The sequence below is a fragment of the Terriglobales bacterium genome (assembly GCA_035543055.1).
Taxonomy (GTDB): domain Bacteria; phylum Acidobacteriota; class Terriglobia; order Terriglobales; family Acidobacteriaceae; genus JAIQFD01.
On the sequence record DATKKJ010000048.1, the window covers coordinates 23657 to 47282 of the forward strand.

General features: G+C 62.7%; 20 protein-coding genes. 10 read left to right on the forward strand and 10 right to left on the reverse strand.

Going from position 1 to position 23626, the window contains the following annotated elements; translation table 11 throughout:
* Nucleotides 1-45: 45 nt before the first annotated feature.
* Nucleotides 46-3396, reverse strand: coding sequence for a TonB-dependent receptor (locus tag VMS96_03600; GenBank protein ID HVP42487.1), 3351 nt, complete (start codon nucleotides 3394-3396; stop codon nucleotides 46-48).
* A 319-nt stretch (nucleotides 3397-3715) separates the two neighbouring features.
* On the opposite strand from VMS96_03600, the gene VMS96_03605 reads away from it, so the two are divergent.
* The gene (locus VMS96_03605; protein HVP42488.1) at nucleotides 3716-6229 is read left to right on the forward strand and encodes a PEP/pyruvate-binding domain-containing protein; all 2514 of its coding nucleotides are present in this window, start codon (nucleotides 3716-3718) and stop codon (nucleotides 6227-6229) included.
* Nucleotides 6230-6262: 33 nt separating this feature from the next.
* Here VMS96_03605 and VMS96_03610 read toward each other — a convergent pair whose 3' ends face one another.
* The 8 genes from VMS96_03610 to VMS96_03645 form a co-directional block, all read right to left on the reverse strand.
* On the reverse strand, nucleotides 6263-6901 hold the full coding sequence (locus VMS96_03610) for a PEP-CTERM sorting domain-containing protein (protein ID HVP42489.1): 639 nt from the start codon (nucleotides 6899-6901) through the stop codon (nucleotides 6263-6265).
* Nucleotides 6902-7099: 198 nt separating this feature from the next.
* Nucleotides 7100-7402, reverse strand: a complete 303-nt coding sequence (locus tag VMS96_03615; GenBank protein ID HVP42490.1) for a hypothetical protein — start codon at nucleotides 7400-7402, stop codon at nucleotides 7100-7102.
* A 27-nt stretch (nucleotides 7403-7429) separates the two neighbouring features.
* A complete protein-coding gene (locus VMS96_03620) occupies nucleotides 7430-7672 on the reverse strand; it encodes a hypothetical protein (GenBank protein HVP42491.1) in 243 nt (80 codons plus the stop codon).
* 104 nt (nucleotides 7673-7776) lie between these two features.
* Nucleotides 7777-8448: an alpha/beta fold hydrolase gene (locus tag VMS96_03625; GenBank protein HVP42492.1), complete on the reverse strand. Its 672-nt coding sequence runs from the start codon at nucleotides 8446-8448 to the stop codon at nucleotides 7777-7779.
* 2 nt (nucleotides 8449-8450) lie between these two features.
* Complete coding sequence (locus VMS96_03630) at nucleotides 8451-9011, reverse strand: DUF4256 domain-containing protein (GenBank protein HVP42493.1); 561 nt, start codon at nucleotides 9009-9011, stop codon at nucleotides 8451-8453.
* A 103-nt stretch (nucleotides 9012-9114) separates the two neighbouring features.
* A complete protein-coding gene (locus VMS96_03635; GenBank protein ID HVP42494.1) occupies nucleotides 9115-9603 on the reverse strand; it encodes a DoxX family protein in 489 nt (162 codons plus the stop codon).
* A 1-nt stretch (nucleotide 9604) separates the two neighbouring features.
* Nucleotides 9605-10141, reverse strand: coding sequence for an SRPBCC family protein (locus VMS96_03640; protein HVP42495.1), 537 nt, complete (start codon nucleotides 10139-10141; stop codon nucleotides 9605-9607).
* Nucleotides 10138-10470, reverse strand: a complete 333-nt coding sequence (locus tag VMS96_03645; GenBank protein HVP42496.1) for a metalloregulator ArsR/SmtB family transcription factor — start codon at nucleotides 10468-10470, stop codon at nucleotides 10138-10140. Before VMS96_03645 ends, VMS96_03640 begins: the two co-directional genes overlap by 4 nt.
* Nucleotides 10471-10691: 221 nt before the next feature.
* Between VMS96_03645 and VMS96_03650 the strand changes: the two genes are divergently transcribed.
* From VMS96_03650 to VMS96_03690, 9 genes are all read left to right on the forward strand, one after another.
* Nucleotides 10692-12605 carry an FAD-dependent oxidoreductase gene (locus VMS96_03650; protein HVP42497.1) on the forward strand — a complete coding sequence of 638 codons (1914 nt, stop codon included), beginning with the start codon at nucleotides 10692-10694 and terminating at the stop codon, nucleotides 12603-12605.
* Complete coding sequence (locus tag VMS96_03655; GenBank protein HVP42498.1) at nucleotides 12578-13042, forward strand: ubiquinol-cytochrome c reductase iron-sulfur subunit; 465 nt, start codon at nucleotides 12578-12580, stop codon at nucleotides 13040-13042. Before VMS96_03650 ends, VMS96_03655 begins: the two co-directional genes overlap by 28 nt.
* A gap of 10 nt (nucleotides 13043-13052) precedes the next feature.
* Complete coding sequence (locus tag VMS96_03660; GenBank protein ID HVP42499.1) at nucleotides 13053-14591, forward strand: cytochrome b N-terminal domain-containing protein; 1539 nt, start codon at nucleotides 13053-13055, stop codon at nucleotides 14589-14591.
* A gap of 9 nt (nucleotides 14592-14600) precedes the next feature.
* Entirely contained in the window at nucleotides 14601-16085 is a 1485-nt protein-coding gene (locus VMS96_03665) for a c-type cytochrome (GenBank protein HVP42500.1), read from the forward strand.
* Nucleotides 16075-18837, forward strand: a complete 2763-nt coding sequence (locus VMS96_03670) for a molybdopterin-dependent oxidoreductase (GenBank protein HVP42501.1) — start codon at nucleotides 16075-16077, stop codon at nucleotides 18835-18837. Before VMS96_03665 ends, VMS96_03670 begins: the two co-directional genes overlap by 11 nt.
* A gap of 10 nt (nucleotides 18838-18847) precedes the next feature.
* Nucleotides 18848-19849, forward strand: coding sequence for a 4Fe-4S dicluster domain-containing protein (locus tag VMS96_03675; GenBank protein ID HVP42502.1), 1002 nt, complete (start codon nucleotides 18848-18850; stop codon nucleotides 19847-19849).
* An 11-nt stretch (nucleotides 19850-19860) separates the two neighbouring features.
* On the forward strand, nucleotides 19861-20580 hold the full coding sequence (locus tag VMS96_03680) for an ethylbenzene dehydrogenase-related protein (protein HVP42503.1): 720 nt from the start codon (nucleotides 19861-19863) through the stop codon (nucleotides 20578-20580).
* 8 nt (nucleotides 20581-20588) lie between these two features.
* Entirely contained in the window at nucleotides 20589-21209 is a 621-nt protein-coding gene (locus VMS96_03685; protein HVP42504.1) for a molecular chaperone TorD family protein, read from the forward strand.
* A 403-nt stretch (nucleotides 21210-21612) separates the two neighbouring features.
* Nucleotides 21613-23151: a mechanosensitive ion channel domain-containing protein gene (locus tag VMS96_03690; protein HVP42505.1), complete on the forward strand. Its 1539-nt coding sequence runs from the start codon at nucleotides 21613-21615 to the stop codon at nucleotides 23149-23151.
* 51 nt (nucleotides 23152-23202) lie between these two features.
* Here VMS96_03690 and VMS96_03695 read toward each other — a convergent pair.
* Nucleotides 23203-23626: lysylphosphatidylglycerol synthase domain-containing protein (locus VMS96_03695; GenBank protein HVP42506.1), on the reverse strand; the 424-nt coding region annotated here is incomplete at its 5' end.

Consider the following 23626-nt stretch of genomic DNA (forward strand, 5'->3'; position numbering starts at 1 on the left):
GGTGACGTCGGGGGCGGCTTTGCAGTCGCCCCCGGGGTCTCGAGTTCAGAAGCTGAATCGCAACCCGAATTGAATGATGCGCGGTGGATAGGTCGAGGTGACCTGGCCAAAGGTGCTCGAAAAGATGTTGAGGTCGGGCATCTGGAATTGGGTCGAGTTCAAGATGTTGAAGAATTCGGCGCGGAAATCCACCACCAAGCGCTCACCCGAAAGCGGGGTCTTCTTGCTGATAGCGAAATCGAAGTTGCTGCGGCTCGGTCCCCGCAGGTAGTTTCTCGGGTACGTGCCATAACTTCCGGGCGCGTAGATGGTGTTGTCGAAAACGGTCGGATCGAAATAGAAGCTGCCGGTGTTGCCGCCCAAGGTCTGGATCTGGTGTGGGTTGAAGATCGGCACATTGTTCGTGTTTACATTGACCCGGGTCAGTAGCGGGTCGCCGAAGCCTGAGGTCCCGGGGTCAGCAGGATCCGAGTCAGACAACTGCCCGTTGAGGTCCATGGGGAACCCGCTGCGCCAGGTGACGATCGGATAGATACTCCATCCCTTGACCAGGCGCTTCGGCCCGGAAGACCAGGCACGGTCAAAGGGCAGGTCCCATCCTCCGCTGAAGACGATGCGATTGGTGACGTCGTAATCCGAAACTGCGCGGAATAGCTCGTGGTTGTATGCCGGCACCTGCGAGTTGACGTTGCGGAAGCCGGAGGCGTTGTCAATGGACTTACCCCAGGTGTAGGCGAACGTGAAATAGCTGCTGCTATACCAGTGGCCTCCGGTGATGCGCTTGGTGAGGCTGGCCTCCAGGCTGTTGTAATTCGCCCGAACTACGTTCTGGAATTCAGGAAGAGCACCGAAGGTACAGGCATAGGTGTTGAATACACAGGTGCTATTCCCCGGCAGGAGGTTGAGCACACGATCGGTGGTACCGGGCACCATGGGATTGGCGTCGGCCAGGGCGGTCTGGCCATGGGTCGAGTTGCCGACATAGGACACTTCCAGGACCAGCCCGGTCGCAAGCTCATGCTGGATGCTGAGGTTGTACTGGTAGGTGTACGGGGTCTTCAGGTGGGGATCCACGAAGTAGAGGCCGATCCCGTAAGGCAGGAACGGACTGAAGTCAACGTTAGAGGCGGGCGGGGTCGAAGGAAATGGGTTTGTGTTCCCGCTGGCCGCATAAGGCGTGCTCATATCGTTCGGAGCAGCCAGGATCGGTGCGGCTGGAAATCCGAAAAAGCTGTAGCCGAAGAAAGGCGGCTGACCGTTGAACTGAAGGTTGTCCTCGCCCTTGAGGAAGTCATAGAACATGCCGAAGCCGCCGCGCACGCTGGTTCGGCCATTGCCGAAGGGGTCCCAGGCGAAGCCGATGCGGGGCGCGAAATTGTTGCGGTCGGGGAAGTTCGAGCCGTCCGGCGCGCCCGCGTCGCCGGGGAACACCAATCCGCTGGGGGCGTTCACAAAGCGCGTGGACTGCGGTGCTCCGGGAACGATGGAAAAGGTGCGCCCCTGAGTGTCCCGCTTGGGCGAGTTGTACTCGTAGCGCAACCCGTAGGTGATCACCAGGTTCTTGCGCACATGCCACTCGTCCTGCGCGAAAGCGGCGTAGGCCTTGCTGCGGATGTTGGACGGCGCATGCGAGGACTGAAAGTAGATGTTGGGAAGCCCCAGCAAGAAATCGGCAAAGGAGTTTCCGCTGTAGCAGGGGACGGGTGGGCTGCCGCATAAGGAAATGAAGTCAAACTCCCCGTCTACGTAGAAGTCGTAGTTGGTGTTGTCCTGATACGGCGAGAACAGGAAGCCGAACTTCATGGTGTGCTTCCCCTTCACCCAGCTCAAGGTATCGGCCCAAGTGAAGGTGTTGTCGGTTTCGGTGGTGGGCCCCTGCGGACTGAATCCGACGTCCAGGCCGTTGTCGAAAAAGAGCCGCGTCGGCCCGGTGACCTGGTCGGGAGTCACGGCGATGCCCAGCTGGGCCGGGGTAGGCAGCTGACTGGCGGGAACGCCGTTTGCACTTGCCGGAATGGCCTGGAAGTGGGTGATACGCTGGGCCGTGAACCGGGCCTCGTTCAGCAGCGACGCAGAGAAGGTGTGGTTCCAGGCGATATTGGCGAACCAGCGATGATTGTCGCTGGTGCTGCCGAAGCCTAAGGCATCCGACGGAGTCGATCCGAAAGTGTAGCTGAACGGATTCAGCAGTGGGTTCCGTCCCCAGCCCAAGGTGGCGCTGAGCTTATTGTTGGGATTGAACTGCGCATCCAACTTGGTCGTGATCTGATCGCTGTTGTCGGTGCTGGTGCCGCGCGGGAGCCTGGAGCCGCTGGGATCGGAGGAGATCAAATTGGCCGTGATGTAGGCCGCGGCGACCGGGTCGATCTTGGCGGGGTCGATAATGGCGTTGGCCGCATTGGCAACGTTCGCTTGATAGTAAGGATTGGCCAGGAGGAAGGCCGCGACGTTGGGATCCGGCCCATTGTTCACCGCGTGGGAGAAGTCTCCTCCCAGTTCCGCCGGGGTGAAGACCGGCACCGCCTGACCGGTGATCCCTTGGGTCTGGCGCTGCCCGCTGTAGCTGAGGAACCAAAAGTACTTGTCTTTGCCGTTGACGACGCCGGGGATGTAGATGGGGCCGCCGAGGGTGGCGCCGAATTGATTGCGCTTCAGCACATCCCGCGGGATTCCCTGTTGGTTGTTGAAGTATTTGTTGGCGTCGAGGGCGTCGTTGCGCAGGAAATCGTAAGCACTGCCATGAAGTGTGTTGGTCCCGGACTTGGTGACCACGCTGATGATGCCGCCAGCGTTGCGTCCGTATTCCGCCGAGTAGTTGCTGGTGAGGATTTTGAACTCCTGGACCGTGTCCGGGCTGGGATTGAAGATCACCTCGTTCCCGAGAATGCCGTTATTCACGCCGCCATCCAGCAGGAAGGTGACGGAATCGGACTTGCCGCCGGCGATGCCGTAAGTCCCCTGCTGTGCGTTGTCCGTCGCGCCGGGGTTCACTTCCGTGACGCCGGGCTGTAGCAGGGCAAGGTCGAGGACGTTGCGGCCGTTCAGGGGCATGTCCTGGACCACGCGTTCCGTGACCGTCTGTCCCAGGGTGGCATTGACGGTATCCACCATGACCGCATTGGCTTCGACGGTGACGGTCTCGGTGCGCGCGCCCAGTTCCATCTTCAGGTCCATGCGCAACGCCTGGTTGATCTCCAGCTTCTGGGCCTCGGTGAGCAGCTTGCGGAAATTGTCGCGCTCGGCGGTGATGCGATAGTTGCCGACCGGAAGATTCAGGACCTGGTAGTAACCGTCCTTGTTGGTGACGGTGTGGCTCTTGACGTCCGTGGCAACGTTGATCGCGGTCACGGTGACGCCCGGCAGGACGGCGCCCTGTGGGTCCGTGATCGTGCCCACAATCCTGCCTGTGGCTTGTTGCGCGAACGCGGGCGCAGCCAGCAGAACGCAGATGGCCAATACGATGCTTGTTTGGAGAACATGGCGGAAACCGCGATGCAAACGGTTCATAGCCTCCCTTTTTCCAGAGGTCTGTCTGAGTCTGTTCTCGATCTGACAGCAGCAACCGAAAAAATTTGCCGGACTATACATCGGGGTGCGAGGCGAAATCAAGGTAGAACGGGCCTCTGCCCCGGTTGCCAGATTGGGAAAGAGCCGCCAGCCCGAGGTGGGCGCGGGGGTGGAAGGGTGTTACTGTTTCCGGCCAGCAGGTGCGAACGTGCCGCTGGTCGTGCCACTGACGGAGGTCGGGCAGGAATCGCTGTCCCTGGCGGGAGGAAAGGGCGCGCAGCTCGGGGCCATGCTGCGCGCGTCGCTTTCCGTCCCCGACGGTTTCTGCGTCACCACCGAGGCCTTTCGGGCGGGGATGAGCGATGAACTGCGCGCGGCGATCGTCCGCGCCTACCGGGCGCTGGGCTCGCCGGCGGTGGCGGTGCGCTCCTCGGCCACTGCGGAAGACCTGCCGGATGCCTCCTTCGCCGGACAGCAGGACACCTACTTGAACGTCCGTGGCGACGACGCCGTGGTGGTGGCAGTGCAGGACTGCTGGAAATCGATGTTCACCGAGCGGGCTGTGGCCTACCGCCGCGACCGCAACATCCCCGACGCCAGCGTCGCCATGGCAGTGGTGGTGCAGCGCATGGTTGCCGCCGAAGCTGCCGGGGTGCTGTTCACCGTTCATCCTGTCAGCGGGGCGATCGATGAACTGGTAATCGAGGCGGCGCTGGGGCTGGGCGACAAGGTGGTCTCGGCGCAGGTAACGCCCGACCGATACCGCCTGAAGCGCCGCTCCCCGCATGAGGTCATTGAGCGTGAAGGCGAAGAAACCGCTGCCCTGCTAACGCCGCTGCTGGGGCAGATCGCCGAGCTGGGCCTGGCCTGCGAGCGTCTGCTGGGACGCGCCGCCGACGTGGAATGGGCGGTCGCGGGCGGGAACATCTTCCTACTCCAGGCGCGGACGGTCACCGCGGCGGGAACGCGCGCGCCGGTGGTGCGCTTCGGCAGCCGTTTCAATGCCGAGTTCGCCAAGACCCACTTGGTCTTCTGGGGCAATTACAACATGCGGGACACCATGCCCTTCCCCCATACGCCCTTTTCCTGGTCCTTCTGGAACTACCTGGTGATGCCGTGTTTCTTGAAGGGGGCCGGATTCATCGAGCATGCGGACGAGTGCGAGATGCTGCCGGCAATCGGCGACCTGGTGGACGGGCGCGCCTACTTCAACATGAACTTCTGGAGCGCGTTGTTCTCCCCAAAGCGGTTTCCAAGGCTGTCCACGCGTTTTGCCGGGATGTTGGATGCGGAGCTGCCGGAAGTACTGGGGCCGATCAACGCTTCCGGCGAACTGGTGCCGATGAAGCTGCCTTTCAGGGTCTGGCATGGGGTGCGGGCGATCTACCGGATCTGGTCGAGGGCTAACCCCAAGCAGGCGTGGAAGGACCTGGAATTCAGCCGGCGCGAGGTGGACGAGTTCAGCCGCACCGACATGCGCCTGATGAGCGAGGAGCAAATCGTCGCGCTCGCCCGGCACTTTGCCACCGAAAACATGGTCCGGACGCTGTTCCCGCTGCTTGCCTCCGGGCCCTCGCTGCCGGCGGCGACCATCCTGTCGTGGTGCCTGGAGAGGTGGGGCCTGGCGCACCTGCTGCCCCGCCTGATCTCGGGACTGGGCCGCAATCCGACGGTGGAAACCGCACTGGCCATCTGGGACCTGGCGCAGAAGGCGGACGGAGAAGTCCGGCGCGTGTTGGCGAGCGAGGACGTCACCCGCATCCCGGAGGTCCTGGAGCAGTCGGAGGCAGGGCAGGAATTCCTGGCGCAGATGGCGGAGTTCCTGAAAGAGCATGGACACCGGGCGGTGCGGGAGTTCGATTTCTCCTGCCCGCGCTGGCGTGACGATCCGACCTTCGTGTACGAGAGCGTTCGCAATTACCTGGCGCACCCCTCGGGACAGGCCACGCCGCGGCAGCACTACGAGAACCAGAAGAAAGAGCACGCCCAAGCGAAGGAGGACCTGCGGCGGGGATTGCACGGGCATCCCCTGCGCCGGCTGCTGGCGGCGAAGCTGGTGCGGGTGATCGAGGAGCGGATGCCGCTGCGCGAGGCGTTCAAGTTCTACACCCTCTACGGGGCGGCGCACGCCCGCGACCTGCTGCTGGAAGTCGCGCGGCGGCTGGCGGAGCGCGGGCTGCTGGAGAAACCGGATGACTACTTCTTCCTCTCCATCCCGGAGATCGAGAAGCTGTCGACCGGCCAGTTGGACCAAGCGTGGGTCCGCGAGCAGGTGGCGGTGCGGCGGCGCGAGCTGGCGGCCAACATGCGCATCGATCCGCCGCTGATCGTGCGCAGCGACGGCAAGGCGGTGATGCGGCCGGCGCCTGCCGGCCAGGTGATGAAAGGCGCCGGGGCTTCGCCCGGCGTGGTGCGGGGGCCGGCGCGCGTCCTGTTCGATCCGACCGACGGGGCGCGGCTGCATACCGGCGAGATCCTGGTGGCCAAGTTCACCGACCCGTCGTGGACGCCGCTGTTCCTGACAGCGGCGGGGCTGATCATGGAGGTCGGCGGGATCGTCAGCCACGGGGCGATCGTAGCGCGCGAATACGGCATCCCGGCTGTCGTGGGGGTGAAGGGCGCAACCCGCATCCTGCGCCAGGGGGAACGGGTGGAAGTCAACGGCAGCACCGGCGAAGTGATTCGGATCGAAGAGCGACGCGCAGTCGCAGCAGGCGCGTAGCGAAGGTGGGGGGATATGTGTCGGTTTGATGTGCTAGCGCTTTACCTTGCGCCGTGTCGCACCCACAGCGGCCAAACCCGTGCTCAGCAGCAACAGACTTACCGGCTCGGGGGCCGGCGCAGGAGTTCCGAACGCCTCCACGGTCACCGTAAATAGAGGGTAGCCTTCAAAGACTGGGGGCCCCGAGACTCCGGCCGTAACCGTGCAGGGCAGAATCTGGTTGAACCCGAAGTCGCAGTCCTCCTTTTGGACGAACTGGAACCCGGACATGGTGATGGTGAAATGGGTCGGGGTCGAGCCTGGCGCTCCCCACGGCCCCACGCCTTGGCCGCCGCCCCCGAGCCCCCCGTCCGGAAAGTACCATATGAACCAAGAATCCACCGCGCTGCTGAAATCCGCGGCAATGGCAGCGAAGTTCGCGTCCGAGGCGGTGAAGTCAACGGACTGGGGAGAGTTGGAGGGCGCGAAGTTTGCCGTGAAACAGGGGTTGCAGGTTATGTTGATCGGATCGTATGGCCCCGCCATGATCTCCAGAAAGGAACCGCTGATCTGGGGCGCTTGGGCGAAACCCGCGCTGACGCTGATTGTTCCGAGAAGAGTATCGGCTGACCCGACAGTGGAGGCGAACAGCAGCAGAAGAGAAACCGCGAGCAACCCGGCAGGCCTTTTCATACAAGACTCTCCTCACTGGCCAAAGAGAAACTTAAGGACGGAAAAAAGACGAGGGCTTGGCTACTGAGGTGCAATTTGGAGACCAACGCCGGTCTCGCATTTTCAGCGAGTTAGGTGGACCTCCTCCCCCCCCGAGATGCACGAGTTTGCATCATAAGTGAAGGCTACCGGACATCCCTTGGCTCTGCCAGCTGGCGCTCAATCGGCCGCCGACTGGCGTTGCTTGAAGTGCATCCCCCTGCGATAAAGCCCGTCGCTCCCGACATCGAACACCCGGTTGTAGCGCGCGCGATAGTTCTCCTGAGCGGCGCTGGCGGCGAGCTCGATCAGTTGCTCTTCAGAAAAATAGCGCCGCAGCTCGGAGTAGAGCCCGTCGCTCACGTTCGACGGGGTGTCCGCCATGGCGTCGGCCATGCGCAGCAACGCGGCTTCCTGAGGCGCGAAGCCTTGGAAGTTGCCGTCGCGAATGGCGCTGATCTCATCGTCGCTGCTTCCGTACATTCTGCCCCCGGCAGAATTGGCGTCGATTCAGAACGGACATCCGACGCGCACCGCCGTCCGCAGCATCACCAACGATCGCAGCCGCGGCAGCACCTGTGCTTTCTGGCCGAGCAGCCATTCAGTCAGCACACCGACCCAAAATACGCGGGGCACGCGGGCCTGGATCTTCTGCGGAGTCAGGTCACGACCCAGCAGCTTGCGCACCTTCTTGAACACCTGCCGCATGAGGAATGAAGTCTGTTTCGGATCTACCCCTTCGACTCTGGCCACGTTGCACTTCCCTGCTTCCGGCGATTCGCCGGTTCCATAGGATTTGGATTCCATCGCCCAAGCGCTGGATGCACGAGTGTTTCGCCCGCTCGACGAGCGTGGGCCTAGGAATGCTTGTCGCCGATGAACTTGAGGAAGCGGCTCACGATTAGCGGGACCACAGCGGCATTCGCCTGCTTGCGTCCGAAGCCAAGATCATGACCAGCTCCCTCAACCAGCAGGAGCGAGCTTCTGCCACCGATCAGGCCGAGCGCGGCTTCAATCTCCTGAGGGGAGGCGAACGGATCCTTTGTGCCCTGCACAAACAGGGCCGGAGGTCGGAGCTGGGGAAAGTGCCGTGTTCGCTGCTGCCCCGCTTTGCCGGGAGGATGGAGTGGATAAGACAACAAGAGCAATCCCGCGGCCAGGTCGCCACGCTCCGCTGCCACCATCGTGGCCTGGCGGCCGCCGTAGGACTGTCCGCCGAGAAACGTTTCCCCCGGAACAAGCGTGCGCAACGCTTCGACCGCCCTGACGATCCCCGCCTGGTCCGCGACGGCTGCCCCGGCCGACGGAGGACCGTGCGGCCGCTTTTGCCGGAACGGAAGATCGAATCGGAGGACGGCGAACCCGGCCTCGGCGAAGGCCTGTGCCAAGGCCACCAGCAAGGGCGCGCTGCAGTTGGAGCCGGCGCCGTGGGTCAGCGCCAGGGCAGCCTTGGGCGTGTCCGGGCGATGCAGCACCCCGCGCACCGCAGGCTCTGTGGAGTTATCGAGAATGGGCTCTTCCCGGTGCAAAGTTAGACCTTTAGCGAGCCGCGGAACGCCCTAGCGGCATAATAGGATTCCGCACCGTTGTGATACACGAAAACAGTGTCGTAGCGGCGATCACAAAAGAGGGCGCCGCCGAGTTTTCTGATATCAGAAGGTGTTTTCACCCAGCTCGACGTTTTCGTATCGAAGTTTCCGAGTTTCTGCAACTCTCGATATTGTTCCTCTGTTAAGAGCTCGATGCCCATGGCAGCAGCCATATCAACAGCGTTATCTTCCGGCTTATGTCCTTTCCTTGACTCCAGCGCTTCACGGTCGTAGCAAACACTTCTGCGGCCTTTAGGGCTTTCCGCTGAACAATCACAAAAATTGTACTCGCCCGTCTTTTTGTCAAGGCCAACAACGTCCGGTTCACCGCCAGTTCTTTCCATTTCATTGAGTGCCCACAGTTTTTCAGCATTCGCTTCCAGCTTTGCCTGTACTTGAGCCCATTCAAGACCTTTATGGCGGTTCATGTTCTTCTCAAAACGGGTTTTCAATGCTCTGAGTAGTTCTTCACGTTGTTTCTTTGAAAGGGTTACGTTTGGCATGGGCTTTATCCTTAAACGGGCGGCCGCTCGCGTTTGCGGTCTGAAGCGGGCTGTGGGGCCCGTCCCCACCCATTGACGCTGCTTGGATTTTCGGAGTCTAAGTTCACCGGGATCTCCCCGCGAGTGCGGCGTTCGACTGATTTGCTGCCGTGGCGAGCGAGGATCTGCCCTCCTTCGGCCCCAGCCAGCGCGCGACTGGGACGCCCAGAGTGCGGTTCTCGGGGCGCAACGCCCATGAGACGAGCGCCAGCGCCGCGATGACGAGCGGCGCTGCGATGTGGCCTACATACCCCGCCCCCGCATTGGCGGCGCCAGCGACGGCGTTCGTGATCGCGGCACCCGTCAGTTCGAAGGTCATCCCTGCGTAGGCCCATTCCTTGAGTCGCGGAAACCTAGGTACAAGGATCGCGATGCCCGCGAGCATCTTCCAAACGCCGAGGATCGGCCCGAAGTAATGAGGGTAGCCCAACTTGACGAGCCCGGCGATCGATGCTTCGACGAAGGTATTCACGAACCCGCCGGAGGTCATGACGAACGCGACCAGTGTGGTGCAAGTCCAGTAGGCGATGCTCCTCGCTTTGGTGACTCCCATCTTACGAGCCTCCTTCGAATTGCTTTGCGTACTCGGCGTTCAATCGCTGCCAGCCGCCGAACTTCATGGCCTCGGCGCCGACGATGCGTCCGATAGGAGTTCCGCTGAGAAGGTGATCCAGAACATCGAAACAAATGTGCCACCCGGCGGCGCCCCACGAGATGAAGCGGCGATCGATGTTGTGCCAGAGCGTGAGGCGCGTGCCGCTGCCGAGCGCCTCGAGCTCCCAGCGGAGGTCGCCGCCACCCCAGCTGTACTCGAGCAGCCTCGGCGCCTCGGCCCGCTTCACGGTGGTCTCGGAGACTTGCGGTGTCGGCGTCCCGACCGTCGAGAGCTTCACCGGCCCCACGGCAGCCAGGTTCCGATCGACGTCGAAGGGCGCCCATTCGCGCAGATGCACCGGATCGGTAAGCGCCTGCCAGACTTTTGCCGGCGAGTGGCGCAGTTCCCGGACGAGAATGAGCGTCCACTTCTCTCCGTCCTTTCGTACCTTTGCCCCGCTGGCCGGACCGGGTGCGTACTGTTCGCGATCGGTCATCCTCTCCTTGTCTTCTTTTTCGTCAGTGTTGATTGATCCATACGGTCAAGGTGGCGTTCGAGAGCATCCAGGTGAGCGGACCAGAACCGGCGGAACGGAGCCAGCCAGGCATCCACCTCCTGAAGCGGTGCAGGTTTCAGTCGATAGAGACGACGTTGTGCGTCCACCGTGGATTCCACGAAACCGGCCTCGCGCAGCACTCGCAGGTGCTTTGACACGGTCGGCTGCGGCATACGAAGTTGACGCTCGATCTCCCCCACCGACTGTTGTGACGAGACCAGCAGGCCCAATATCGCGCGGCGGTTCGGCTCTGCGATGATTTCGAACACAGATTCCATGCTCTTAATATACTCCAAATGGAATATACGTGTCAAGGTATATTAAGCAGGAGCCCGTGGGCACCCGTGCCAGGACGGAAGCCCGCGCGGGTTCGAGCTTCGGGCGTGCCGGGCACTGTAATCGCAGTCGCTGTGAGGTGTGACTTCTGTCATAGACGGGGCCGGGTCTGAGGTCCAGTCTCTACCTTATTCATTCTTCATAGGTGGTGTCGTTGGACCACCCGCAATACCAGATCCGAGTCGCAGACCGGGAGTATTGGCGCGAACAGATCAAGTGCCAGTACGCCTGTCCGGTCCACACCGATGCGCGGGGCTACGTGCGCGCCATCGCCGCCGGCGATTACGAGCACGCCTACCTGATCGCCCGCGGGCCGAATCCCCTGGCTTCCATCTGCGGGCGCATCTGCGGAGCTCCATGTGAGGCCGCCTGCCGCCGGGGCAGCATCGACCAGCCCATCTCCATCCGGGCACTCAAGCGTTTTGTCTGCGAGAAGTTCGGCAGTGAATCCCGGGCCGACGCCGGTGCCGGCTTGTTCCCCTACCTGAAGAGTCAGAGCGCCGAGCGGCAGTGTGACGACCTTGACGAGCTTCGCCACCTCCTTGATTTCCTGGCTGACTCCCAGTTCCCCCAGCCCAGCGGCGAACGCGTCGCCATCATCGGCTGCGGGCCGGCCGGCCTGGCTGCCGGCCACGATCTCGCGCTCATGGGATTCCGCCCGACCATCTTCGAAATGGACCCGATCCCTGCCGGCATGCTGGCCACCGGCGTCCCCGGATATCGCCTTCCGCGCGCGCTGATCCAGGCCGAAGTCGCGGTGATCCAAGCCATGGGTGTCGAGATCCGCTGTAACGTCCAGGTGGGCAAGGATGTGAGCTTCGACGAACTGCGGCGTGACTTTGCGGCAGTGGTGATCGCCTGTGGCGCCAAGCGCTCGCGGGCGCTGCCCATCCCCAATGCGGGCGCCATCGGCGTGCTGGGCGGCGTGGATTTCCTGCGCGACGTGGCGCTGGGCAAGAAGGTGGAACTGGGTGAGCGGGTCATCGTGGTCGGCGGCGGCAATGTCGCCTATGACGTGGCGCGCACCGTGCTGCGGCAGGAGGAATACGACGTCTCGCGCACCGCCGCCCGCATGGCCGGAGTGCGCCAGGTCAATCTTGTCTGCCTGGAATCGCTGGAGGAGATGCCCGCGGACACGGTGGAGATCCTCGAGGGGCAGGAAGAGGGTGTGCTGCGGCACAACAGCTGGGGGCCGAAGGAGATCCTGGTCCGTGAGATCAACGGCCAGAAGTTCGTGCGCGGCGTGCGCTTCGTCCGCTGCACCCAGGTGTACGACGAGAACAAGCGCTTCGCCCCGAAGTTCGATGAGACTGTAACCACCGAGGTCGAGGGCGACACGGTGCTGCTGTCGGTCGGGCAATCGGCCGACCTCAGCTTCCTGAATGCGGAGCGCGACGGCATCCAGATGCGCTCCCCACAACAGATCGTCAACGATCCCGCCACCTGCGCGACCTCTGCGCCTGGGGTCTTTGTGGCCGGCGACATCGCCTACGGGCCGCGGCTGATGATCCACGCCATCGCCAGCGGCAAGCAAGCGGCTCGCTCCATCTATCGCTATCTGCGCGGCCGGGAGATTGCGCCGGAAGAGGTGCAGTTCCACGCGCCTCTGGAGCATTACCGCAGGGAAAAGCATTACGAGCGCCGCGCCCGCCTGCACATTCCCACGCTTTCTGCGGAGCAGCGCCTGAGGGACCCTTCGTCGCTGGTGGAGGTCGGCTACGACGACGAACAGGCGCGCGCCGAAGCCGGGCGCTGCCTGGATTGCGGCATCAACACGATCTTCGACGGTGAGCGTTGCATCCTGTGCGGCGGCTGCGTCGATGTCTGCCCCACGGTCTGCCTGAAGCTGGTGTCGTTCGATCGCATCGCGCCGGCGCCTGAATTGCAGACGGCAGTGAACACGCTGGAACTGGACCCGTCCGACCTCTCCGCCATCATCAAGGACGAAGAGCGCTGCATCCGCTGCGGATTGTGCGCCGAACGTTGCCCCACGACCGCCATCACCATGGAGCGATTCAGTTTTGCCAAGGAGTGGAAGCCATGTCCCGACTCGACCCACCCCGCGTGACCCGGCGCAGCTTTCTCAGTATCGCGTCGCTGGGCAGCTTCATCGCCGCGGTCGGCACCGCGGCCGCCGGGCTCTTCCGTCTGCCCAACCCGGCAGTGCTGCCCGGGCCGGTGCGGCGCTTCAAGCTGGGCGCTCCGGAGCAGTTCACGCCCGGCACCGAAACCCTGTTCTCGGAGGAGAACCTGGTGCTGTTCCGCGATGACGAAGGCTTCTACGCGATTTCCACCACCTGCACTCATCTGGGATGCATCGTCTCGCGCGCCAAGGAGGGATTCGCCTGTCCCTGTCACGGCTCGCGTTTTGACGAGCGCGGAAGCGTAGTGGGCGGTCCGGCGCCGCGCCCCCTGCCCTGGCTGGAAGTAAGCCGCGCCGCCGATGGACAGCTCGTGATCAATGCCGACAACGAAGTGCCCGCCGGCACGCGCTACCGCGTCTAGGAGGCGAACCATGGCAACCGCGACCCAGGAATTCGTTCACAACCTGCGCGAACTCCCTCATACCGTGAAGGACGCGTGGTTCCGCCTGGGCAAGACGCCGGAATCCGAGCGCGAAGAATCACAAGCCACTTTTCACAACCTCTTCCTGCACATCCACAGCGTGCGGGTGCACGTGCGCACGCTCAGCCCGACGCTGACCTTTGGTCTGGGTCTGATGGCGGCGGCGACGTTCGGCATCACCGTGGTCACCGGCCTTCTGCTGATGGTCTACTACAAGCCTTCCACGGACCTGGCCTACCAGTCCATCAAGGACATCCACTTCACCGTCTACACCGGGCGATTCATCCGCAACATCCATCGCTGGGCGGCGCAGTTGATGGTCCTGACCGTGCTCCTGCACATGGCGCGGGTGTTCTTCACCGGCAGCTACAAGAAACCGCGGGAGTTCAACTGGCTGGTCGGATTGGGGCTGCTGGTCCTCACCCTGGCGCTCAGCTTCACGGGATACCTGCTGCCCTGGGACCAGCTTGCGTATTGGGCCATCACCATCGGGTCGAATATCGCCAACTCGCCGCGCGAGCTGACCGACGCGGTGGGCGTCACGCGCTGGCTCGACCCCGGCGGTTTCCAGAAGCGGCTGCTCTTGGGCGCGAACTATGTCGGGCAGGACGCGCTGATCCGCTTTTACGTCCTGCACGTGTTCCTGCTCCCCCTGGCGCTGGTGACCCTGCTGGGCGTGCACTTCTGGCGCATCCGCAAAGACGGCGGCCTCGCCCGCCCGGAAGACCCGATGGGAGGCCCGGCCGAGTGGGGCGGCGCCCGCCGCACGGTTTTCGAGCCCGTGCCCACCAAGACCTACGGCCTGATGGCCCTGGTGAAGGGCAAGCGCCCTACGGTGAACCGAGGGCCGGAGAACACGGTGATGGCCTGGCCGCACCTGTTCTGGGCGGAGCTGGCCGTATTCATGATCACCGTAGCCGCGACCCTCATACTCTCCTTCTACTGGGACGCGCCGCTCAAGGAACTGGCCAATCCTGGCATTCCTGAGAACCCGGCCAAGGCGCCCTGGTACTTCCTCGGCATCCAGGAGCTGGTTTCGTACTCCGCGTTCACCGGAGGACTGCTGATCCCGCTGATCGTCGTCGTGGGGCTCGCGCTCATCCCGTTCCTCGACCGCAGGTCGGGCGGCGAAGGCGTGTGGTTCGGGACGAAGGGGGAACGCTCCGTCTTTCTCAATTCCCTGCTGTTTGCGGTACTCGTGACCGTGGGCATGCTGATCTTCACGGTGGACTACGGCTGGTTGCGCAACTGGTTCCCCGAGATCCACCAGCTCTGGATCATCACCTTCAACCCCGGCTCGCTGCTGGTGTTGATCTTCGCGGCCTGGTCGCTGGTAGTGCTGAGGCGCAGAGACTCCGTGCGGCTGGCGGCAGTCGCGCTCTTCACCTGCTTCCTGGTCGGTTTCACGATTCTGACTTATTTCGCCACCGTCCACCGAGGACCGAACTGGCATTTCTATTGGTGGCCTTCGCAGTGGCCGGTGCACTAGGGGGATGAGATGAAGGATCCCTCGCGCATTTATCGCTGGACCGTACTCGGGGCGAGCATTCTCACCATCATCTATCTGCTGGCCTCCGCGGCCCACGAGAACTACTTCACCCAGTGGAGCGGCGTGCAGCGGCAGTACCGCGAGATCCTCCGGCAGAAGGCCACCGACGCGCGCGGCCGCGAGTTGCAGAGCAAGTTCCGCATCGAGCTGAAGCAGGTCAGCCTGCCGGCCCTGGGGACGGTGGACCGCTGTGTCACCTGCCACAACGGCATCGACGACCCCAGGATGACCGATGTGGCATTGCCTCACCGCGTCCACCCTGCCGGCATCCTCGACATCCATCCGGTCGACCGCTTCGGATGCACCATCTGCCATCACGGCCAGGGCCCTGCGACCAACTTCCGCGACGCCAAGGCCGAAGACGCTTTCTGGGACTATCCTCTGCTGCCCGCGGAGTTGACCCAGGCCACTTGCGTCACCTGTCACGACGCGGAAAAGCTGCCGGCGGCGCAGATCCCGCTGCTGGCCGCTGGGATGAAGCTCTATCGCGAGAAGAGCTGCGGTTCCTGCCACAAGCTCGGTGGACGTGGAGGCGCGCTTGGGCCGGCGCTCGATAACGAAGGCGCCAAGACGCGCCACCAGCTCACGATGGCGAACCTGAAGGCGCCGCACACCACTTGGGGATGGCAGGAAGCTCACTTCCGCGATCCCGGAGCGGTCGTAACCGGCAGCCAGATGCGCAACCCGACCGTCACCCGGCAAGAGGCGCTGGCGCTGACCGTATACATGCTTTCACAGTGGAAGCGCGACATCCCCGAGAGCTACCTGGCGCCGGACAAGATCGAGCAGAAATACCGCGCCTTGCATCCGGCGCCGCTCTCCGGCGAGCAGGTTTACCGGCAATATTGCTTCGCCTGCCATGGCAGCGGGACTTACAGCCGCTGGGACAAGACCTTCAAACGCTTCATTCCCGCGGTGCGCGGTATTTCTCTGGTCGCGGCCGCCAGCCCCGAGTATCTGGCCGGCAACATCCGGCAGGGACGGCCTGGCACGCAGATGCCGGCCTGGGACAAGCACGCCGGCGGCCTGCTGCCGGAGGAGATCACCGCTGTGACCGAGTACCTGCGGGCCGGAGCTCCTGTGCCCGAGAAGATGCCCCCGCTCACCCTGTCGGGTGACGCCAAACGGGGCGTAACGCTGTTTCTCGGCAACTGCGCCGGTTGTCACGGCATGAATGGCCGCGGCGGGGTCGCACCGGAGATCGGCAACCCGGTCTTCCAGAAGGCGGCCAGCGACGAGCTCATCGTCCGCACCATCCGCCACGGACGGCAGGGCACCGCGATGCCGGCCTTCCAGCGGCCGGACGCGCCGGCGTTCAGCGATCAGGATGTCGCTGACGTTCTCGCCTACGTGCGCACGCTGGGGGAGCACAAGCGCGACAAGGCTGTTGCGCAAAACGCGATTCCAGCGTCTGGAGGTAACCATGAGCGATAAAGAGCAGAAGAAAAGCTGGTCGCGGCGCAACTTCATTGAGACTGCGGCGCTGGCGACCGCGGCCCTGGCGATCCCCGGCTGCTCGCGCAAGGAAAAACCGGTGCTCAGCACGCTCGTGGGCGACTTCGATCCGCTCCGCACCTATCCCTATCGCGGCTGGGAGGACTTCTACCGCAAGATCTGGACCTGGGACAAAGTGGTGCGTTCGACGCATTCCGCCAACTGCACCGGTTCCTGCTCCTGGAAGGTCTATGTCCGCAATGGGGTGATGGTGCGCGAAGAGCAGGCGGCCGACTATCCCCGCATCAGCCAGGACCTGCCCGACTACAACCCGCGCGGTTGCCAGAAGGGCGGCTGCTTCGTGGAGTACGTTTACAGCCCGCAGCGGCTGCGCTACCCGCTGATCCGGACCGGCGAGCGGGGCGAGGGCAAGTGGCGGCGGGCCACCTGGGACGAAGCGCTCACGCTGGTCGCGGAAAAGCTGCTCGACAACGTTTACCACCACGGACCGGATACCAACACCTTCTTCAGCGTGATCCCGGCGATGAGTCCGGTGAGCTTCTGCGCCGGCTCGCGGCTCGCGCACTACATCGGCGGCGTGTTCCTTTCTTTTTACGATTGGTATTGCGACCTGCCTCCGGGTGAGCCGCTCACCTGGGGCGTCCAGACGGAAGCCTGCGAATGCGCTGACTGGTTCAACTCCAAGTACATCGTGCTCTGGGGCTCGAACATCTCGCAGACCCGCATCCCCGACGCGCACTTCGCCTACGAAGCGCGTTACAACGGCGCCAAAATCGTCTGCATCTCGCCGGACTACAACGCCAGCGCGACCCATGCCGACCTTTTCTTCCAGATCAATCCCGGCACCGACGGCATTCTCGCCCTCGGCGTGGCCAAGCTGCTGATCGACCAGAACCTCATCGACATCCCCTACGTCAAAGAGCAGACCGACCTGCCGCTGCTGGTACTCAAGACACGCAAACGCTTCTTGCGGCAGTCGGATGTGGAGGCAAAGGGCAAGGAGGATGTGTTCTACGTCTGGGATACGAAGCAGCAGCGGGCCGTGCCCACGCCCGGTTCGATGGGATCAGACAAGAAGACCATCGAGTTGAGTGGCATCGATCCGGCTCTGGCCGGCAGCTTCAGCGTCCGCTTGGCGGATGGTACGACCGCCGAGGTCACCACCGTCTTCGAGATGCTGAAGCAGGAGCTCGCGCAATACACGCTGGACAGGGTGGCCGCTCGCACCGGGCTCCCGGCAAAGGAGATCGAACTCTTCGCCCGAGAACTCGGCACCCGCAAGCCCGCGATGATCATCCACGGCGCCGGGACGAACCACTGGTTCCACAACGACCTGATCAACCGCTCGTTCATCCTGCTGGTCGCGCTCACGGGCAACACCGGCAAGAACGGCGGGGGCTTTAACCACTATGTCGGCCAGGAACGCATCTGGCCGGAGCACGGCTTCTTCCAGCTCGCCTTCCCCGAAGGGCGCAAGAAGCAGCGCTTCCAGAACACCACGCTGTGGAGCTATGTCCATTCCACCAGCAAGGACCCGCACCTCTACAACGGCAAGCCCATCGACTGGTACATCCAGGAATCGGTGAAGAATGGCTGGATGCCGCTATGGCCCAAGGGCGGCCGCAAGCCGCGCGCCATGGTGGTGTGGCGTGCCAACTATCTCAACCAGGCGAAGGGCAACGAGATCCTGGAATCGTCCCTGTGGCGCGATCTCGACCTCATCGTGGACATCAACTACCGCATGGACACCACGGCGCTTTACTCCGACGTGGTGCTGCCGGCAGCGAGTTACTACGAGAAGGTGGACCTCAACTCCACCGACTGCCACAGCTACATCCATCCCTTCGGCAAGGCGCTCGAACCGCTGTTCGAGAGCAAAACCGATTGGGACATCTTCCACGCCCTGGCTGAGAAGATGGCGGAGGTCGCGTCCAAGAAGGGCTTGAAGCCCTTCCGCGACGACGCCTTCGAATGGAACCGCGACTTCACCAAGCTGGCGCACGACTGGACGGGCAAGGGCGCCATCCTCACCGACGAGCAGGCGGCCAACTTCATCCTGGCCAACGCGGAAGAGACCAAGGGAATGACCTACCAGGGGCTGCTAGAGAAGCCACAGCGCTTCGTCGCCACCGACCCCGAGTCGTGGAACAGCGACGTGGAGAACGGCATCGCCTACACGCCGTTCAAGCACCAGCTGGAGAAGAAGCGCCCCTGGCGTACCCTCACCGGGCGGCAGCAGTTCTACATCGACCACCCCTGGTACCTGGAACTAGGCGAGGCCCTGCCCACATTCAAGGAACCGCTCCCCGAAAAGTATCCGCTGTACTGGAATACGCCGCACGGGCGCTGGTCCATCCATTCCACCTGGCGCGACCATCGCGCCATGTTGCGGCTGCAGCGCGGCGGGCCCATCGTCTACATGCATCCCGACGATGCCCGCAAGCGCGGCCTCAAGGACAACGACTGGGTCCGCATCTACAACAACGTCGGGCAATGCGTCTGCCGCCTGCAACTCCTGCCGGGAGAGAAACCGGGACGCGTCACCATGTATCACGGCTGGGAGAAGTATCTGGGCTTCCAGCAGGGCGGCTGGCAGTCACTCACCTACATCAAGATCAAGCCCACCCAGCTCATCGGCAAGTACGGACACGTCAACTTCCGGCTGAACTACTGGGGGCCGACCGGCAACAACCGCGACATCAAGGTCGAGATCGAAAAGGCCAGGGTGTAAGGGAGAGGCCATGTCAAAACATCAATATGCGATGGTCATGGACCTGAACAAGTGCCTGGGCTGCCAGACCTGCACCATCGCCTGCAAGAAGCTGTGGACCGACCGCGATGGCACCGGGTACATGTACTGGAACAACGTCGAGACCCGCCCCGGGATGGGATATCCGCGGCAGTGGGACCGCATCGGCGGCGGCTGGAAAGACGGCCAGCTGCAGCCCAGCCCGCTGCCCACCATGGACGATTACGGACACGCCTGGGAATTCGACTACGAGCAGCGGCTCTACGAGGGAAAGAAGAAGCCGGTCATGCCCTCGCCCGCCCCGCAATCGGGCGTGAACTGGGACGAGGACGTCGGCGGCATGAACGGCGATGAGAACTACTTCTTCTACCTCCCGCGCATCTGCAATCACTGCACCTATCCGGCGTGCCTGGAGGCGTGCCCGCGCAAGGCCATCTACAAGCGCGACGAAGACGGCATCGTAGTCATCGACCAGGACCGTTGCCAGGGCTACCGCTACTGCATCAAGGCCTGCCCCTACAAGAAGATCTACTACAACGAAGTGACCGGCAAGTCGGAGAAGTGCATCTTCTGCTATCCCCGGCTGGAGAAGGGCGAAGTGAACGCCTGCGCCGCGCAGTGTCCGGGGCGGCTGCGCTTTGTCGGCCTGCTCGACGATCCGGAGTCGCCGGTACATAAACTTGTGCTCGTTCACCGTGCAGCGCTCCCGCTGTTTCCAGAGAAGGGCACGCAACCCAACGTCTTTTACGTCCCGCCCTTCAATCCTCCGAAACGCGGGAACTACGACAAGAGCATCCTGGAAGATCCACGTCTGCCGCTCGATTACCTGATCTACCTCTTCGGCCCCGAGGTACAGGACCTAATCACACGCCTGGAGGCCGAGCTGAAGACAACACAGGCTGGCGGACGCAGCGAACTTCTGCAACTGCTGATCGGCCGCGACGCGGAGACACGGTATCGCATCAAGCCCGAGTTGGTTCAGATCAAGCTTTAGGAGTGATTGCCATGCACATTCGTCGAGGCGCGTTGCTCATCGCCACGGTCGTTCTGGCGACGCTTGCCGGCGCGCAGGCCGGCAGGACAACGGCAGGCCAGACGCTGAACGCGACGGCGCTGCCGGTCCCGGCCGGCGCCCTGCTCGATGGCTCGGCCGCGTGGAGTCAGGTCCCCGTCCACCGGATCAGCCTGAACCGCACGCCGCCTTTGTATGACACGGATGAGCCGGCGACACTGGAGGTCGCGGTGCTCGACGCCCGGGTCGCGCGCGCCGGCGGCAAGCTGCTGGTGCAGATGTCCTGGGCCGATCCCACCCAGGACTCCGCTGCCCTGCCGGAGGTGCCGAAGACCGCTCCAGAAACGCGGTTCCTCAAAGTCCCCACGGAAGCCAATGACCGGTTCTTCGATGCGGCCGCCGTCATGTTCCCCGAAAAGCCGGGAGCGATGGCTCCATCGCTGCAGATGGGAGACTCCGAGGACCCGGTGCAGATCTACTACTGGAGCGCGGTGCGCGGGCCGATGGTGATGCAGGCTGCCGGACGGGGCACCACTCACCGGAGTGGAGCGACCTTCCCCGCTCGCAGCCTCTACGAGAAGGGCCGGTGGACCGTGGTCTTCGAGCTGCCCGACCTCGCCGGGGGCACGCCCTTGGCGTTCGCCGTGTGGAATGGGAGCCAGCAGGACCGCGACGGGCGAAAGTACTTCTCCGTATGGCAGGTCCTGAAGTGAGTGCATCCATGGCAGTAGCCGGCGAGACGCGCACTTCCCCGAGATTCGATTGGGAAGACCTCGACCTGTACAGATTTTTCGCGTTCGCCTTCGGAGCACCCTCACCAGAGCGCTTCGACATTCTCGCGCAACCGGCCTTGAGGGCTGCGCTTCCGGAGCTCTGGCGGCGTCTGGGCTGCGCGGGAGGTCCCCCGGAGTTTGACTGGTTCACGGACTATGCGGAGTACGAAGCCACCTACATCGCCCTGTTCGATGTTGGTGTCCCCGAGCCTCCGGTCCCACTTTTCGAGTCTGCGCACGACAAGACGAAGCCGGCGCAGGAGATCGCGCTCGAGAACACGTGGTTCTACGACACCCTCGGGCTGAAGTGGGATTCAAACCAGGCTGTCCCCGACTATCTCATCACCCAGCTCGAGTTTCTGGCGGCGGTGCGCTACACCCGGGAAAATGCGCCGGACACCGGCGCTCTGGCGCAGCTCGAGACGGATTTCCTCCGCCGGCACATGCTCAACTGGGTCCCCGCGGCGAGCGCCAAGCTGTCTCGGGTTGCCGATTGTCCCTTCGTTCCTCTCCTGATCATGCTTGCGGTCGTCCTACAGGGCGATTCGAAGCAACGCGCAAGCGGTTGAGGCCACCTGCGGCAAATCAGTGAAATCGCTGGAAGGCTGCGGAAACACAGGGCTTGCAACGGGGATGAGTTGGTGAGCGCGGAAGGAATCGAACCTTCAACCTACTGACCTGCTATCAGGAACCATAAACAAATGGTTTCAACGGTTTCCCGACCCCTCTTTTGGTAACAAGTAGGCAGTTTCAGCCATGGTTGTTACCAGATTTGTTACCACGTCTCATTACTCACAATTCACTCACTCTCTCCGGCGACTTCTAGCCGCCAACAACGCTTGTCCGCCTGGCTGCCGGTTCTACAGGCTTGGTCTGCGTAAGAGGTACTGTTGGTTTAGAGGGGACTGAGTCGGCTCACTTCTCATACAATGGCATTCAATGTCGCGGAATCGCACGCACATTGCGCTCCTCGTGGCGGTGCTTGTGTCCGGGCTGCCCGCCCAAGTTACGCCTGCGGTTTCTGATCTGCCATCCGACCAGCAACTGATCGCGTTCCTGACGCAGTCCATCGCATGGTACCGCCACCTCGGGGTCGAAACACAAATCGCGGCCAATCCGGTCGATGTTGTGTTTCTGGAAGACAATCGGGTCATCGCAGCGCAGATTCTTCAACTATCGTTTGATTTCGCAAGAGCCGAGGCATCGGTTGCGTCTTTATCTCCGCGCGGAACCCAACAAACGGACACTGCGGCCGCGGGCGGCGCCTCGCCGGAATTGGCGCGGGTTATTCAGGTGCAAGCCCAGGCGGAGATTGCAGCCCGGGAAGCAACCCAGCAAATGGAGGATCTCAAGAAGCAGCTTGTGACCGCGCGCGGAGCGGACCGCCACAAATTGCTGGCTGCCCTGGATGCTACGCGAAGCCGCCTGGATCTTCTCAATGCAGGATTGGCAAGTCTTCACGAGGTAGTTGAATTTGCGCGAACAACTGGAGGGCGCGGCACCGGCGATTTAACCTCCACCGTCGAGGACCTTGCACGAACTGTTCCCAACGTCACTAACGCGGTTCCACCATCGAAAACGCTGAATTCCGATCTGGGAGCGGCCATCGGACCACGCGGTACCGGCATCCTCGGTATCAGTTCGGAGGTTTCAGCGCTGGCGCGAAAACTTCGCATCGTCGATGAAGAGATCCGCGAAACTGCAAACCTGAGGCTATCTACCCAAGCGCTCCGTAATCCTCTCGCCGCTTACTTTGACAAACAGTTCTCGGTGATGGCGACTAAGGTGCTTCAGGCTAACGATCCCCAGGCGTTGCAACTGCAAAAGGCGCAACTGGACGAGCTTCGAGGCAGGGTGAAGGCGCTTGCGCCGGCAATTGTGGCGCTGGATAAGCAGATCGTGCTGCTCGGCGCCTACACCTCCCACCTTAACACTTGGCGTGCAGCCGTGGTCAGCGAAAATGAGAAGGCATGGAAGAACCTCATTTTGCATGTGCTTGGGGTCGCGGTAGTCATTGGCGCACTGCTCATCATAGGTGTGGTTGCGCGAAGGGCCACTCGACGCCACGTGCGCGATGTTGAGCGCCGGCATGTCATGCTCGTGGTCCAGAGGGTTGTCCTTTGGTTCACGATGGTGGTGGTCGGCGCGTTTGCCTTTGCCTCCGACTGGACGTCTTTGGCTACGTTTTTCGGACTTGTGACGGCCGGGATCGCGGTAGCGCTTCAGAGTTTCATCGTCTCCGCCGCTGGTTACTTCGTGCTGGTGGGAAGGCGCGGAATACGCATTGGCGACCGAGTGCAGATTTCAGGGGTCATGGGGGACGTGACCGATATTGGTTGGCTGCAATTCCAAGTCGGGGAGATCGACAGCCGAACGCAGCAGCCCACGGGCAACGTGGTTACATTCTCGAATTCATTGGTATTGTCGTCGCCGGCTACGGGCCTATCGAAGCTGAATCGGGACTACGTGAAGCCCCCAAAAAAGGAAGCTGCCGCCACAACAGAGCGCTAGACTACGGGCTGCCTCTCACATGTCCGGATCGAAGCTGCCACATCCAAAGTGCTACTCTGCCGCCGCACTTTGGCTCAACTCCCTTGGCTTTCGCATCACGATCATGCAGACGGCCCCGATGACTGCCCAGAAGATGCTGCGCGCGCGCCGGCACAATGCAAGAGTCAATCCGGTAGTGGCCGGCACACCCAGAAACCTGGCAATCAGCATGTTCCCTCCTTCGTAAGTCCCCAGGTTCCCCGGGTTGAGCACGCCGAGAAGGTTAATGATCTTGGTGAGGCCCTCGACCACGAAGGCGCCGACCGCCGCGACGTGCGTTCCCATGAAGCGCAGGATCAGAAACACTTCCAACACCGCCAGCGCGTGCCACAAGAAATTCAGGGCCAGGCCCTTGGCAAAGGCGGCGGGCGCAACGCGATAAAACGTCAGGAGGTTGTGTTCGGCTGAATCGATGATCGGTTGCCGGGCGCTGACC

What these genes read in the sequence shown, in the direction of transcription:
- VMS96_03610 (HVP42489.1), bottom strand. Translation starts at nt 6,901, where the DNA reads ATGAAAAGGCCTGCCGGGTTGCTCGCGGTTTCTCTTCTGCTGCTGTTC.
- VMS96_03615 (HVP42490.1), bottom strand. Translation starts at nt 7,402, where the DNA reads ATGTACGGAAGCAGCGACGATGAGATCAGCGCCATTCGCGACGGCAAC.
- VMS96_03630 (HVP42493.1), bottom strand. Translation starts at nt 9,011, where the DNA reads ATGCCAAACGTAACCCTTTCAAAGAAACAACGTGAAGAACTACTCAGA.
- VMS96_03635 (HVP42494.1), bottom strand. Translation starts at nt 9,603, where the DNA reads ATGGGAGTCACCAAAGCGAGGAGCATCGCCTACTGGACTTGCACCACA.
- VMS96_03640 (HVP42495.1), bottom strand. Translation starts at nt 10,141, where the DNA reads ATGACCGATCGCGAACAGTACGCACCCGGTCCGGCCAGCGGGGCAAAG.
- VMS96_03655 (HVP42498.1), top strand. Translation starts at nt 12,578, where the DNA reads ATGTCCCGACTCGACCCACCCCGCGTGACCCGGCGCAGCTTTCTCAGT.
- VMS96_03660 (HVP42499.1), top strand. Translation starts at nt 13,053, where the DNA reads ATGGCAACCGCGACCCAGGAATTCGTTCACAACCTGCGCGAACTCCCT.
- VMS96_03665 (HVP42500.1), top strand. Translation starts at nt 14,601, where the DNA reads ATGAAGGATCCCTCGCGCATTTATCGCTGGACCGTACTCGGGGCGAGC.
- VMS96_03670 (HVP42501.1), top strand. Translation starts at nt 16,075, where the DNA reads ATGAGCGATAAAGAGCAGAAGAAAAGCTGGTCGCGGCGCAACTTCATT.
- VMS96_03675 (HVP42502.1), top strand. Translation starts at nt 18,848, where the DNA reads ATGTCAAAACATCAATATGCGATGGTCATGGACCTGAACAAGTGCCTG.
- VMS96_03680 (HVP42503.1), top strand. Translation starts at nt 19,861, where the DNA reads ATGCACATTCGTCGAGGCGCGTTGCTCATCGCCACGGTCGTTCTGGCG.
- VMS96_03685 (HVP42504.1), top strand. Translation starts at nt 20,589, where the DNA reads ATGGCAGTAGCCGGCGAGACGCGCACTTCCCCGAGATTCGATTGGGAA.